At 70.5% G+C, this 12,744-nt stretch carries 13 protein-coding genes and 6 pseudogenes; 9 read left to right on the top strand and 10 right to left on the bottom strand.

Features of this window, described 5'->3' with window-relative positions; translation table 11 throughout:
* Positions 1-251: 251 nt before the first annotated feature.
* The 9 genes and pseudogenes from ACQ86J_RS03910 to ACQ86J_RS03870 all read left to right on the top strand — a co-directional run bounded on the left by ACQ86J_RS03910 (position 252) and on the right by ACQ86J_RS03870 (position 5,453).
* On the top strand, positions 252-686 hold the full coding sequence (locus ACQ86J_RS03910) for an AMP-binding enzyme (RefSeq protein WP_431270096.1): 435 nt from the start codon (positions 252-254) through the stop codon (positions 684-686).
* 16 nt (positions 687-702) lie between these two features.
* Positions 703-825: a hypothetical protein gene (locus ACQ86J_RS03905; RefSeq protein WP_431270095.1), complete on the top strand. Its 123-nt coding sequence runs from the start codon at positions 703-705 to the stop codon at positions 823-825.
* Positions 826-918: 93 nt separating this feature from the next.
* Positions 919-1,554: pseudogene (locus ACQ86J_RS03900) on the top strand (acyl-CoA dehydrogenase family protein); the annotation flags it as partial.
* 1 nt (position 1,555) lies between these two features.
* A complete protein-coding gene (locus tag ACQ86J_RS03895; RefSeq protein WP_431270094.1) occupies positions 1,556-1,879 on the top strand; it encodes an acyl-CoA dehydrogenase family protein in 324 nt (107 codons plus the stop codon).
* Positions 1,876-3,488: pseudogene (locus tag ACQ86J_RS03890) on the top strand (carboxyl transferase domain-containing protein). Before ACQ86J_RS03895 ends, ACQ86J_RS03890 begins: the two are co-directional and overlap by 4 nt.
* Positions 3,489-3,493: 5 nt before the next feature.
* A complete protein-coding gene (locus ACQ86J_RS03885) occupies positions 3,494-3,859 on the top strand; it encodes a biotin carboxylase N-terminal domain-containing protein (RefSeq protein WP_431270093.1) in 366 nt (121 codons plus the stop codon).
* A pseudogene (locus ACQ86J_RS03880) lies at positions 3,829-4,398 on the top strand (3-methylcrotonyl-CoA carboxylase); the annotation flags it as partial. The gene ACQ86J_RS03885 and the pseudogene ACQ86J_RS03880, both read left to right, overlap by 31 nt.
* Positions 4,393-5,283: a hypothetical protein gene (locus ACQ86J_RS03875; protein WP_431272278.1), complete on the top strand. Its 891-nt coding sequence runs from the start codon at positions 4,393-4,395 to the stop codon at positions 5,281-5,283. The pseudogene ACQ86J_RS03880 and the gene ACQ86J_RS03875, both read left to right, overlap by 6 nt.
* A complete protein-coding gene (locus tag ACQ86J_RS03870) occupies positions 5,268-5,453 on the top strand; it encodes an acetyl-CoA carboxylase biotin carboxyl carrier protein subunit (protein ID WP_431272277.1) in 186 nt (61 codons plus the stop codon). The genes ACQ86J_RS03875 and ACQ86J_RS03870 overlap by 16 nt, the downstream gene beginning before the upstream one ends.
* A gap of 87 nt (positions 5,454-5,540) precedes the next feature.
* Here the strand turns inward: ACQ86J_RS03870 and ACQ86J_RS03865 are convergent, their stop codons facing one another.
* From ACQ86J_RS03865 to ACQ86J_RS03820, 10 genes and pseudogenes are all read right to left on the bottom strand, one after another.
* Positions 5,541-5,975 (bottom strand): DUF2585 family protein, encoded by a 435-nt coding sequence (locus ACQ86J_RS03865; protein WP_431270092.1) that lies wholly within the window; start codon positions 5,973-5,975, stop codon positions 5,541-5,543.
* Positions 5,972-6,529, bottom strand: coding sequence for a hypothetical protein (locus tag ACQ86J_RS03860; protein WP_431270091.1), 558 nt, complete (start codon positions 6,527-6,529; stop codon positions 5,972-5,974). Before ACQ86J_RS03860 ends, ACQ86J_RS03865 begins: the two co-directional genes overlap by 4 nt.
* Before the next feature lie 110 nt (positions 6,530-6,639).
* Entirely contained in the window at positions 6,640-6,795 is a 156-nt protein-coding gene (locus ACQ86J_RS03855) for a DUF805 domain-containing protein (RefSeq protein WP_431270090.1), read from the bottom strand.
* 115 nt (positions 6,796-6,910) lie between these two features.
* A pseudogene (locus ACQ86J_RS03850) lies at positions 6,911-6,985 on the bottom strand (hypothetical protein); the annotation flags it as partial.
* A gap of 73 nt (positions 6,986-7,058) precedes the next feature.
* The gene (locus tag ACQ86J_RS03845) at positions 7,059-7,418 is read right to left on the bottom strand and encodes a hypothetical protein (protein WP_431270089.1); all 360 of its coding nucleotides are present in this window, start codon (positions 7,416-7,418) and stop codon (positions 7,059-7,061) included.
* The gene (locus ACQ86J_RS03840; RefSeq protein WP_431270088.1) at positions 7,363-8,085 is read right to left on the bottom strand and encodes a hypothetical protein; all 723 of its coding nucleotides are present in this window, start codon (positions 8,083-8,085) and stop codon (positions 7,363-7,365) included. Before ACQ86J_RS03840 ends, ACQ86J_RS03845 begins: the two co-directional genes overlap by 56 nt.
* Before the next feature lie 133 nt (positions 8,086-8,218).
* Positions 8,219-8,863: pseudogene (locus ACQ86J_RS03835) on the bottom strand (error-prone DNA polymerase); the annotation flags it as partial.
* Positions 8,848-10,166: pseudogene (locus ACQ86J_RS03830) on the bottom strand (hypothetical protein). The pseudogenes ACQ86J_RS03830 and ACQ86J_RS03835, both read right to left, overlap by 16 nt.
* Before the next feature lie 168 nt (positions 10,167-10,334).
* Positions 10,335-12,077: a hypothetical protein gene (locus tag ACQ86J_RS03825; protein ID WP_431270087.1), complete on the bottom strand. Its 1,743-nt coding sequence runs from the start codon at positions 12,075-12,077 to the stop codon at positions 10,335-10,337.
* A gap of 2 nt (positions 12,078-12,079) precedes the next feature.
* Complete coding sequence (locus tag ACQ86J_RS03820) at positions 12,080-12,646, bottom strand: hypothetical protein (RefSeq protein ID WP_431270086.1); 567 nt, start codon at positions 12,644-12,646, stop codon at positions 12,080-12,082.
* Between the last annotated feature and the right edge of the window lie 98 nt (positions 12,647-12,744).

The raw sequence follows: 12,744 nt of genomic DNA, 5'->3' as shown, positions 1-12,744 counted from the left end.
CTGGGCGCTGAGCTTTGCTGGAATGGGGGCGCGCCACCTTTGGCGTGACGATCAACGAATTCTACGGCCAGACCGAATGCAACTTGGTTGTCGGCTTCTTGCGGGAGCGTCGCGTCATGCGCGGCGCGTCCGGGAGCTGGATGGGCCGTGCGGTGCCGGGGCATACATGGTGGCGGTGGTGGACTCCACGGGCACCCGCCTGCCGCCAGGCGCGACCGGCACCATTGCGGTGCGCCGACCGGATCCGGTCAGTGTTTCTCGGCTATTGGAACAATCCGGCCGCCACCTCGGCGAAGTTCGTCGGGGACTGGTTGCTCACGGGCGACCAGGGGGTAGAGGATGAGGCGGGCTGGTTCCGCTTCGTCGGTCGGGACGATGACGTCATCACCTCGGCCGGCTACCGTATCGGGCCCGGCGAGATTGAGGACTGTCTGCTGCAGCATCCTGCCGTTGCCATGGTTGCCGTGATCGGCCTGCCCGATGCGCTGAGGACCGAGGCGGTGACCGCGATCGTCGTCCCGGCCCAGGGTGTCGCTGCGGATGCGGCGCTGGCCACCAGATTGCAGGTGCATGTGAAGACGCGCCTGGCCGCGCACAGCTATCCGCGGCACGTGATCTTTCAGGACGCCCTGCCGCTCACCGCGACTGGCAAGGTCATGCGGGGCGAGCTCCCGCAGGCAGCATGACGCAGGGAAACCACTGATGCCCGGCAATGTCACCATACCCGGTCTCGATTTCGGCCTTGGCGACGAGATCGACATGCTGCCGCGACAGCGTTCGCGGCTTCGCCGACGCGCGTGTTGCGCCTATCGCCGCCGAGATTGACCGCAGCGATGATCCCGCGCCATCTCTGGCCTGAGATGGGTGCCCCTCGGCCTGCACGGCATTACCGTCGCCGAGGAATGGGGCGGCGCCGATATGGGCTACCTCGCCCATTGCGTGGCGATGGAGGAGGTCAGCCGCGCCAGCGCTTCGGTCGGGTTGTCCTATGGCGCCCATTCGAACCTCTGCGTCAACCAGATCAGCCGCAACGGGACGGAGGAGCAGAAGCGCCGCTACTTGCCCAAGCTGATCAGCGGCGAGCATCTCGGTGCGCTGGCCATGAGCGAGCCCGGTGCCGGGTCCGATGTCGTGTCCATGAAGCTGCGGGCCGAGAGGCGTGGCGATCGCTATCTGCTGAACGGCACCAAGCTCTGGATCACCAACGCGCATTATGCCGAGACGTTGGTCGTCTATGCCAAGACCGATCCCGATGCCGGCCCGCGCGGCATAACCGCCTTCCTGATCGAGAAGGGCTTCAAGGGGTTCCGCCCGGCGCAGAAGCTCGACAAGCTCGGCATGCGCGGCAGCCCGACCAGCGAGCTGGTCTTCGAGGATTGCGAGGTGCCGACCGAGAATGTGCTCGGCAAGGTGAATGACGGCGTGCGGGTGCTGATGTCGGGGCTCGACTACGAACGGGCGGTCTTGGCCGCAGGCCCGCTCGGTATCATGCAGGCGGCACTCGATGTCGTCGTACCATACATCCATGAACGCAAGCAGTTCGGCCAAGCCATAGGTGAGTTTCAGCTCATTCAGGGCAAGGTCGCAGACATGTACACTGGCGCTGAATGCCTGCCGGGCCTATGTCTATGCCGTTGCGCGGTCCTGCGACCGAGGCCAGACGACGCGGAAGGATGCCGCTGGCGCCATCCTCTACGCGGCGGAGGCGGCGACGAGGATTGCGCTCGACGCCATCCAGATCCTCGGCGGTATGGGCTACATCAATGACAGCCCGACCGGCCGGCTGCTGCGCGATGCCAAGCTGTATGAAATTGGCGCCGGGACCAGCGAGATCTCGCCGCATGCTGATCGGCCGCGACTGTTCCGGGAAACTGCATGAGCGCGCTGAACTCCGCCCTCGACACGCGTGGCAAGGAATTCCGCGCCAACGCCACATACATGCGGGGGCTCCTGGCCGAGCTTGCCGAGCGCACCGCCGCAGCCGCATCGGGTGGGCCCGAGGCGTCACGCGCCCGCCATCTCTCGCGTGGCAAGCTGCTGCCGCGGGAGCGTGTCGAGCGCCTGCTCGACCCAGGCGCGCCCTTTCTGGAACCTCACCGCTGGCGGACTATGGCATGCATGGCGGTGAGGTGCCCGCCGGCGGCATGATCACCGGCATCGGCCGCGTCGCCGGGCGTGAGTGCGTCATCGTCGCTGAACGACGCCACGGTGAAGGGCGGCACCTACTACCCGATCACCGTGAAGAAGCATCTTCGGGCACAGGAAGTGGCGCAGCAGAACCGGCTGCCCTGCCTCTATCTGGTCGACAGCGGCGGGGCAAACCTGCCGAACCAGGACGAGATCTTCCCGGACCGCGACCATTTCGGCCGGATCTTTTTCAATCAGGCGACCATGTCCTCGCTCGGCATCCCGCAGGTCGCGGTGGTGATGGGCAGTTGCACGGCCGGTGGTGCGTATGTACCAGCCATGTGTGACGAGGCGATCATCGTCCGTAACCAGGGCACCATATTTCTTGCCGGCCCGCCGCTGGTGAAGGCGGCAACCGGCGAGATCGTCAGCGCCGAGGATCTCGGCGGCGCCGATGTGCATACCCGCCTGTCCGGTGTCGCGGACCATTTCCGCGGCGGACGACATGCATGCGCTCGGCATTGCCCGCCGCATCATCGGTCACCTGGCGCCGGCGCGTCCGCCCTGCGGCGACCTGACCGCACCAGTGCCGCCGCGCTACGACCCGGCCGAACTGCACGGCATCGTTCCGCAGGATGTTCGCCAACCCTACGACGTGCGGGAGGTGATCGCCCGCATCGTCGACGGCTCGGAACTCGACGAGTTCAAGGCCCGCTACGGCACGACCCTGGTCTGCGGCTTCGCCCGGATCTGGGGCAGGCGGGTCGGCATCATTGCCAACAACGGCATCCTGTTTTCCGGAATCCGCGCAGAAGGGGCGCATTTCGTCGAGCTCTGCAGCCAGCGCAACATCCCGCTGCTATTCCTGCAGAACATCGCCGGCTTCATGGTAGGGCGGAAATACGAGACGGGCGGCATCGCCAAGGACGGCGCCAAGCTGGTGACGGCCGTGGCCACGACCAGCGTACCGAAATTCACCGTCATCATCGGCGGCAGCTTCGGCGCCGGCAATTGCACGGCATGTGCGGCCGGGCCTATTCGCCACGGCTGCTGCCTTCACCTGGCCGAACAGCCGTATCTCCGTCATGGGCGGCGAGCAGGCCGCCAGCGTGCTGGCTACGGTTCGGCGCGACAACCTTGAAGCCGCCGGCAAGGTCTGGCCCACCGAGGAGGAGGAGGCGTTCAAGGCGCCGATCCGCGCCCAGTACGAGTTGCAGGGCGACCCCTACTACGCCACCGCGCGGCTCTGGGACGACGGCATCATCGATCCCGCGCTGACGCGCGACGTGCTGGGCCTCGGCCTGGCCGCCGCCGCCAACGCGCCGATAGCGTCGACGCGCTTCGGCGTGTTCCGGATGTGACGACGATGTTCCGCACCATCCTCATCGCCAATCGCGGCGAGATTGCCTGCCGCATCATCCGTACCGCACGGCGCATGGGCATCCGCAGCGTCGCCGTCTTCTCCGAAGCCGATGCCGGTTCGCAGCATGTCGCCATGGCCGATGCCGCATTCCCGATCGGCCCGGCGCGCGCCGCGGACAGCTATCTTCGGATCGACCGGATCCTCGCGGCGGCGCGCTCCGGCGGTGCCGAGGCGATCCATCCCGGCTATGGCTTCCTGTCCGAGAATGCCGGCTTCGCCGAGGCCTGTGCCGCGGCCGGCATCGCCTTCATCGGCCCCCACCCACCGCCATCCGGGCCATGGGCAGCAAGGCGGAATCGAAGCGCCTGATGGAAGCCGCGGGCGTTCCCATCGTACCCGGCTACCACGGCGAAGCGCAGGACGAGGCGGCGCTGGCCGACCACGCGGCGCGCATCGGCTTCCCCATCCTCATCAAGGCCAGTGCCGGCGGTGGCGGCTAAGGGCATGCGGCCGGTGCTGCGTGCCGAGGACTTCGCCACGCATCGGCCGGCGCCCGGCGCGAGGCCAAAGCCGCCTTCGGCGACGACCGCGTGCTGCTCGAGCGCTACCTGCAGAAGCCGCGGCATGTCGAGGTGCAGGTCTTTGCCGACACGCAGGGGAACACGCTGCATCTGCACACCCGGGACTGCTCCGTGCAGCGCCGCCATCAGAAGGTGCTGGAGGAAGCACCGGCCCCGGACTTGCCGCCCGCCCTGCGCGCACGGCTTCACGACGCCGCGATCGCCGCGGCACGGGCCGTCGGCTATGTCTCGGCCGGCACGGTGGAGTTCATCGTAGAGGGCGACGATGCCTTCTTCATGGAGATGAACACCCGCCTGCAGGTCGAGCACCCGGTGACGGAGATGGTCACTGGCCTCGACTTGGTGGAATGGCAACTGCGCGTGGCCGCCGGTGAGGCGCTGCCACGGCTCGAGGCCCCGGCGCCACAGGGCCACAGTGTGGAGGTCCGACTTTATGCCGAGGATCCGGCGCAGGATTTCCGCCCCTCCACCGGTCCGCTGCGCCGTTTCAGCTTGCCGGCCCCCGCGCCGGACCTGCGGATCGAGACCGGTGTCAGCGAGGGCGACACGGTCACGCCTTTCTACGACCCGATGATCGCCAAGCTGGTCGCTTGGGGACCTGACCGCGATGCGGCGCTGGCGCGGCTGGGCGTGGCGCTCGGTGAATGCCGGATTGCCGGCATCACCAGCAATCTTGGCTTCCTGCAGCGGCTGGTCGGGCATCCAGCGATGCGGGCGGCGCTATTGGACACTGGCTTCGCCGGGCGGTTCGCCGTGGATCTGCAGCCGCCAGTGCGCCCCGCCCCGGCCCTGGCACTGGCCGCCGCGGCACTGGAAGCGGTGTTGCCCACCGCCGAGCTCGCCGTCCGATCCTTGGGAGCGCCAGGATGGCTGGCGCCTGCAGGGCGGCGGCTCGCAACTCGTCCTGCTGGCGGATGGAGAGGCGGTGCATCGCCTGCGGCTGGTGCATGCCGGGCCTGGCTGGCGCGTCATGCTGGAGGGCACCGAAGCGGTGCTCGCCGGCCGTCGGCTCGATGGCGCCCTGCAGGTCACGCTGGACGGCGCCATCCACCGCATTCCCGTGCTGCGCGACGGCGACGCCATCCAGGTCGTGCTGCCGGAGGGGCTGGACCCTTCGCTTGCGCGACCCCTATGTGCCGGCCGAGGGCGAGTCTGTGGGCCAGGGGCGCCTCGCCGCGCCGATTCCCGGCCGCGTCGTGCAGGTGCTGGTGAAGCAGGGCGAGAGCGTGTCCCGCGGCCAGGTCCTGGCGGTGCTGGAGGCCATGAAGACCGGATTGCGCATCACCGCCCCGGCCGATGGCGTGGTCGCGCATATCGGCTGCGCCGCCGGCGACAGCGTGGAGGAAGGGACCGAGATCGTCACCCTGGCGGCGCCGGATTGACCTGCGGCGGGAAGAGACGGGGCTCGCCGGGACAGACCTGGCATGCCGTTGCCGTCCGTTGTCCCAGGGCCGGGCGTGGCATGGGGCTCAGCCGCCGGCCTGCCAGTCCCGGATCGCCTGCACCGGATGCACCAACATCAGCACGTTGAGCGTCAGGTTGTCCCGGATCACCGCCAGCGCCAGCAATTCCAGTGCGATGGCCAGCAGCACCGAAAGCCAGACCGGCAGCCGCGCCGCCAGCCAGAAGCCCAGCAGCATCGCCAGCATGTCGCTGACCGAGTTCAGAACGCTGTCGCCGTAATAGTCGAGCGCGATGGTCGCGGCGCGGTAGCGCTCGATGATCCAGCTGCTGTTCTCGGCGACCTCCCAAGCCGTCTCGACCGCCAGTGCGATCAGCGCGCGGACGCCGAGCGGCAGGCGAGGCAGGGCCAGCGCCAGGGCGGCATAGAAGAGCAGCCCGTGCACGATGTGCGAGGGTGTGTACCAGTCGGCGATCTGCTGCAGATTTTCCGGGCTGTTCACCGCATTGGCCCAGAGCCGGATGGTGCCGCAGCGGCACCAGGGCTCCCGCCCCATGGCGAAGCTCGACGGCGGCGGCAAGGATGAGCAGCAGGCCGAGCATCGGCCAAGTCCGGGCGGGCATGGGCGCAGTGTCGAACGATTTGCCCTGCTTCCGCTACCAGCGGAGTGGGTTGCGCAGCAGCAGCCCGGCCCGGGCGAGGGCGATGCCGAGCAGGGATGGCGGCCGCCAGCGCCTCCTGCGCCGCCAGGGGCGGCAGGTGGTGCAGCAGCAGGGCGAAGGCCTCCCGCCGCGCGCCGCGCTGAGTCAAGGCGCAGCCGAGCAGCAGTCTCGCCTCCGCCGGCGCGACGCGTGGGCAGAGCGGACAGGCGGCGGTCAGCGTATCGCCGGCGGCGCGCATCAGCGCATCGATCGGGGCGAGTGCCGCCTCCGCCCCCTCGGCGATGAAGGGCAGGCGAGGAGCCATGTTGGGCGGCTCGCCGTGGCGCGCCGCCGCGGCCCAGAGGCGGATGCCGTCGAGCAGCAGGCGCTCGGGCGGCGGCAGAGTTTCAGCCAAGGCATCGGCCCAGGGCCAGGCGGGAGTCCATGCGTCGCCATCGGGGTCCTCCTGCAGGAAGACTTATCGCAATTGCGACTTACTCGCAAATACTCCCGCGCCGATCCGTGTCACGGCCCCGTGGCGACCGGATCCTGGCCGAAGCGGTTCGGCCCAGCATCGCCGGGGCGGGCCAGCCATATGATCAGCAGGATGAAGCCGACCAGCGGGACCAGCGAGATCAGCAACCACCAGCCACTGCGGTCGGTGTCGTGCAGCCGCCGCACGCCGACGCCGAGGCCGGGCAGCAGGACCGCGAGGCTGTACAGGCCATTCAGCAGACCGCCGCTCCTCGCCGCCGAAAATGGCGACGTCCAGCAGCCCGGTCGCGCCGTGCATCAGGATGTTAAAGACGAAGAACCACCAATATTCCGAGCGGCGGGCGCGCCCTCGAAGACCGCATATTTCGAGAAGCAAACGGCGATCGCCTGCTGGAAGCCCATCGGGATCGTCTCCTATGTGTGCCGATAGGGTAACAAGCCGCTGCGGTTCAGTGGAAGTCCCGGCTCGGCGGCAGCTTCATCCGGGGATCCCCGCGCAGATCGGGTTTCTCGACCTCGTCGGCACGGGCCAGGGCGCGGCGCCAGGGTGCCTGTGCCGGGTCATCCAGAGTGGCGAGGCCGGCCAGCAGTTCCGACCGGTCGATCAGCCGCCGCACGATCAAATGGATGATCGGCACCGCGGCATCCAGCCGCTCGACCCGGCCCTCGGCGACGACCAGCCGGGCGGCGACGACGACGGCACGGAAGGTGCTGGCGAGGTCAGGGTAGACGACCAGGTTGGCGATGCCCCATTCATCCTCGACCGTGAAGAAGACCACGCCCTTGGCGCTGCCCGGGCGTTGCCGCACCAGCACCAAGCCAGGCAGGCGAGATCCAGGCGCCGCGCTTCGCCGCATTCAGCACGCGGGTATCGGCCAGGTCCTCGGCCTGCAGCACCGGGCGCAGCAGGGCCAGCGGATGGTGGCGCAGCGACAGGCCGGTCGCGGTGTAGTCCAGCACCGTCTCCTCCCCGGCCGTCGTCGCGGGCGGGTTGGCGGCGGGCTCGAAGAGCTCGCCCTGCAGCGGGGCAGGGGCCTCGACCGCCGCGGCCTCCCACAGCGCGGTGCGGCGGTCGAGGCCGAGCGAGCGGAAGGCATCCGCCGCCGCCAGCCGCTCCACCGCGCCGCGGTCGATTGCGGCGCGGCGGATGAGGTCGGCGAGCGAACGCACCGGGCGGGCTGCGGCGATACGCGTCGCCGTCGCCTCGGGTAAGCCCTGCACCTGGCGCAGGCCCAGCCTTAGGGCGAAGCCGCCCTTGCTCTCCGGATCGGCCTCCAGCGTGCAGTCCCAGTCGCTGTCGCGAGCGCATCGGTGGCCAGGATGCGCACGCCGTGCTCCCCGCGCGTCGCGGACGATCTGGGCGGGCGCATAGAAGCCCATCGGCTGGCTGTTCAGCAGGGCGCAGGCGAAGGCGGCGGGATGCCAGCGCTTCAGCCAGGCGGAGACATAGACGAAGCTGGGCGAAGGCGGCGGCATGGCTTTCCGGGAAGCCATAGGTGCCGAAGCCCTCGATCTGGCGGAAGCAGCGGTCGGCAAACTCCGCCGGAATGCCGTTCCGCGCCATGCCGACGGTGAACTCCTGGCGGAATTGCCAGATGGTGCCGACATGGCGGAAGGTCGCCATGGCGCGGCGCAGCTCGTCGGCGCGGGCCGGGGTGAAGCCGGCGCCGACGATGGCGATCTGCATCGCCTGCTCCTGGAAGAGCGGCACGCCGAGGGTCTTCTCCAGCACCGGCCTGAGCGTCTCCGAGGGATAGGTCGGCTCCTCCTCGCCGCTGCGCCGACGCAGGTAGGGATGCACCATGTCGCCCTGGATCGGGCCGGGGCGGACGATCGCCACCTGGATGACCAGATCATAGAAGTTTGTGGGCCGCAGGCGTGGCAGCATGTTCATCTGCGCCCGGCTCTCCACCTGGAAGACGCCGAGGCTGTCTGCGCGGCGCAGCATGGCATAGGTCTCGGCGTCGTCCTGCGGCACGGATTGCAGGGTTAGCTGCTGCCCGCCATGCATGGCGACCAAGTCGAAGGCGCGGCGGATGCAGGACAGCATGCCGAGGCCCAGGACATCGACCTTGAGGATCTCCAGTGCCTCGATGTCGTCCTTGTCCCATTCGATGGTGTGGCGGTCATCCATCGCCGCCTTGGTGACGATGGCGAGTTCCGTCAACCGGCCGCGGGTGATGACGAAGCCGCCGACATGCGTCGCCAGGTGGCGGGGGAAGTCCAGCAATTCCTCGGTCAGTTCGCAGGCCATGCGCAGGCGGGCGTCCTCCTCCGGCCGCAGCCCCTGGTCGGCGGCGATCTCGGCAATGGAGGCGCCGCCGGCGCCCAGACGGATTTCGCTAGCCGCCCCGTCACATCTTCCGACAGGCCCATCGCCTTGCCGACCTCGCGGATCGCGCTGCGGTCGCGGTAGCGGATCAGGGTGGCGGCGATGGCGGCGCGGTCGCGGCCGTAGCGCCAATAGATATGCTGGATCACCTCCTCGCGCCGCTCGTGCTCGAAATCCACGTCGATGTCGGGCGGCTCGTTCCTCGACTCGCTGATGAAGCGTTCGAAGAGCAGCGCATGCTTGCTTGGGTCGACCGAGGTGATGCCGAGCACGTAGCAGACCGCGGAATTGGCTGCCGAGCCGCGGCCCTGGCACAGGATCCCTCACTGATGGCGAAGCGGACGATCTCGTGCACTGTCAGGAAATAGGGCGCGTAGCCCATGCGCTCGATCAGGCCGAGCTCGTAGTAGAGCTGTGCCGCGACCTTGCCTGGCGGGCCCTCCGGCCATTTCACCGTGGCGGCCTCGGCCACCCGCTTCGCCAGAGTCTGCTGCGGCGTCAGGCCGGGCTCGAGGATCTCGTCCGGGTATTCATAGGCGAGCTCGCGGAGGGAAAAGCGGCAGGCGGCGGCGACGCGCAGCGTGGCGTCGATGGCGTCCTCATGCCCAGCGAACAGTCGCCGCATCTCGGTGGTGGGCTTCAGATGCGCCTCGGCATTGCGCTCCGCCGCATAGCCCAGCGCATCAATGGTGGTGCCGAGCCGGATGGCAGCCAGCACATCGGCCAGGCGGCGACGCTCCGCTCGGTGGTAGCGTGCGGCGCCGGCGGCGAGCAGCGGCACGCCGGCCGCGCCCGCCATGGCGGCGAGCCGGTCCAGCCGCTTGCGGTCGTCGCCGCGGTAGCGATGCTGCGCGGCGCAGAACAGCGGCAGGGCGAGGCTGCGGCGCAGCGTCGCGGCATCGCGCGTCAGGCGCCGGGCGAAGGCGTCATCCGGCTCGTCGGGCGGGACCAAAGCCAGGACCATGCCCTCGGCCGCGGCGAGCAGCGCATCGCGTGGGATGTGGCATTCACCCTTCGGTGCCTCCATCCGGCCGGTCGAGATCAAATGCGAGAGCCTGCCATAGGCGGCGCGATCGGTCGGCCAGGCGAGATACGTGCAGCCATCCAGCAGCGTAAGCCGCGCACCGGGGACAGATTGGATCCCTGCCTGCTCCGCCGCCACGGTGCCGCGCACCAAACCCGCAAAACTGTTGTGGTCGGCGATGCCGATGGCGGCATGCCCCAACGCTTTCGCTTCTGCGACGAGCTCCTGCGGATGCGAAGCGCCGTCAAGGAAGCTGAGAATCCGACAGCGCGGCCAGCTCCGGCAAATCCGCTGGTCATCGTGCAGACCCGAGGTGTCCAGAGGCCTTTCGGCCTTTGGCGGGGCGTGCGAGGGGCATCGCCCCTTGCCTCACTCGAACCGCCCATGCAGCCACCATTGCGTCTCCTCTCCCGGCACCGCGATGCCGGAGCGGCGAGACCCAGAGCCTTGCCCCCGTGACCAGCTGCACCCGGTAGTAGTCGCGGAAGGGCCGCCCTGGCCGGTCCCGCCACCATTCCGGTGCGATGCGCTCCGGCCCCTCCGCCCGCAGCACCCGCCAGGAGGCTCGGCCGAGCCGCAGCAGGGAGGGCGGTGCATCCGGCAGCAGCGCCACCGCCGAAAGCCGCACCGGCCGGCGCAGCAGGACGCACCGGGCGCGGGCCGCTGCCGGGCCAGCCGGGGGGCGGCAGCACGCTCTCGAAGGGGCCGACGCGGAAGATGGCGCGTTCCGGCCAGTGGCTGGCACGCGGCGCCAGGCGCCAGACCTCGACGCGCTGGGAGAGGCGGTCGAGCAGTTCGGCCAGGGTCTGGCGGCGCATGTCGGGGGAGGCACCGTCCTCTCCGGGCAGCGCGGCTTGCGCGGCGGTCAGCGGCGCACAGGCACGGGCTTCCAGCGCCAGGCGTTCGAAGCCGAAGCCGGGTTCCAGCTTCTCCAGTTTGTCGCGGAACAGGCGGGCGATGTGGAGCGGGTCGCGCGCGGGCAGGCCGGTGCCGATTGCCGCAAGCTGCACCACGCCATCGACGCGGAATGCGTGCAGCAGGAAGCGGCGGGCGCCCTGGCCGGCCTCCTGCAGTACGGCGGAGCTCGGGCAGCAGCAGCGCGAGGGTGGCATCGATCGCTTCCCGCGTTACCAGCGGCTCCAGGAAGTCGCGCGCCGCCAGGAAATCGGGTGGTGGCCGCAGCGGGCGGAGCGGCCTCGGGCGGAGGCCGGTGGCGGCGTCGAGCGTCGCCAGCAGTCCCAGGCCGAAGCGCCTGGCCAGCGGCCCGCGCGGCTGCCGCAGCAGGTCGCCGACGCGGCGCAGGCCGAGCCGGTGCAACGCGGCGATGCTGGCCGCCGGCAGGCGCAGCGCCTGCAGGGAGGGGGCAACGGCGAGCGCCGCCTCGCCCGGCGGCACGACGATCCCGACCCCCAGCCCGCGCCAGGCCCGCGGCGCAATCCGCCGTGCCGGCGATGGCCACCTGCACCGTGACGCCGGCGCGGGCGAAGCGGGCGACGAGGGCCAAGCGCAGCGCTTCCTCTCCGCCATGCAGATGGGCGATGCCGGTGACGTCCAGCAGCAGTCCGTCCGGCGGGTCGAGCGCCGGCAGCGGAGTGACGCAGCGCGCCCAATACGCCAGGCGGCGCAGCCGAGGCGGCATCGGCTTCCGGCGCATGCGGGTGCAGCGCCGAGCTCGGGGAGGATGGCCTGGGCATCGGCCAGGGCCTGGCCGGGGCGGAGGCCGGCGGCGGCGACATCCGGGCTGACGGCGACCAGGACACGGCGGCTGCCCTCGGTGGTCCAGATCGCGGCAGGGCCGGTCAGGCACCGACGCTCGACCGGCAGCCAGGGCAGGTGCAGGGCGGCGATGCGGCGGGACGACTGGGCGGCGCCAGGCGGGGTGTCGGGCGCTGGCGCCGGTGGGGCGGCAGCGGCGCTCATGTCCTGGGACAGGCGCGGCGGCGTGCAGGCACGTCGCCTCATCGCCGCACGGCGCCTCGCCTGCACCGGCGCTGCTTCGACCTCCGTCTCCGGCTCGATCTCCGTCCCTGCATCATCCAGGTCCAGCCGTTCCGCCGCGGGGCGCCAGACCACCTCCCAGCGCTGCGGCCGGGCACCGCGGCCGCGCAGCAATCTCAAGCTCCAGCGCGGATCACCCAGGTCATGCGCGCCGCCCGTGCCGGCCAGCGCGCGCCGACCCGCCAGCGCGTCAGCGCCGCGGTGGCGCCCGCCTCCGCCTCGCCGTCCGGGCGCAGCAGCAGGCCGATGGCGCCGCCCGCCTCGGCCGCGAGTTGCAGCCGGCGCGCGGCGGTCAGGTCAGCCCGTTCACCGCCAGCAGCGCGCCGGCGATGCCGGGGCAGCGCAGGCTCTCCTCCATCGCCCAGAGCGCATCCTGCCGCCGCGGCGCCTGCACCAGCACCAGGTCGGCGGGCGAGAGGCCGAAGCGCGCCAGGCCGAGGTGGCCAGGCATCCGGCTCGGCGGCGATCCACAGCACCGTCCCGCGTGCCCGTGCCAGCAACAGGCCGCAGAAGCCTGCCGCCGCGCCGGGATCGGCCGCCAACACCTCGTGCACCGCGGCGCGCGCCAGGCCGCCGCCGGGCAGGCGCTGGTCGATGGCGCTGCACAAGGGCGAGGCTGTCGCCCTCGGGCCGGGCGCCGCTGCGGTCAGCCGGGCGATGCGCGCGCGCAGCGCCGCCAGCACGGCAGGGGCGGTCCAGGGCGTGGCCAGGCAGCGAAGCCGGCGGGGAATCGGAGGGCGATGTCATGGCGTGTTCGCGCTATGTTCTTGTAGCGGACCGG

The organism is Dankookia sp. P2, from assembly GCF_050632255.1.
Classification (GTDB): domain Bacteria; phylum Pseudomonadota; class Alphaproteobacteria; order Acetobacterales; family Acetobacteraceae; genus Paracraurococcus.
This window is presented reverse-complemented; position numbering and strand designations above follow the sequence as displayed.

What these genes read in the sequence shown, in the direction of transcription:
- ACQ86J_RS03905 (WP_431270095.1), top strand. Translation starts at nt 703, where the DNA reads ATGCCCGGCAATGTCACCATACCCGGTCTCGATTTCGGCCTTGGCGAC.
- ACQ86J_RS03885 (WP_431270093.1), top strand. Translation starts at nt 3,494, where the DNA reads ATGTTCCGCACCATCCTCATCGCCAATCGCGGCGAGATTGCCTGCCGC.
- ACQ86J_RS03875 (WP_431272278.1), top strand. Translation starts at nt 4,393, where the DNA reads ATGGTCACTGGCCTCGACTTGGTGGAATGGCAACTGCGCGTGGCCGCC.
- ACQ86J_RS03840 (WP_431270088.1), bottom strand. Translation starts at nt 8,085, where the DNA reads ATGCCGCCGCCTTCGCCCAGCTTCGTCTATGTCTCCGCCTGGCTGAAG.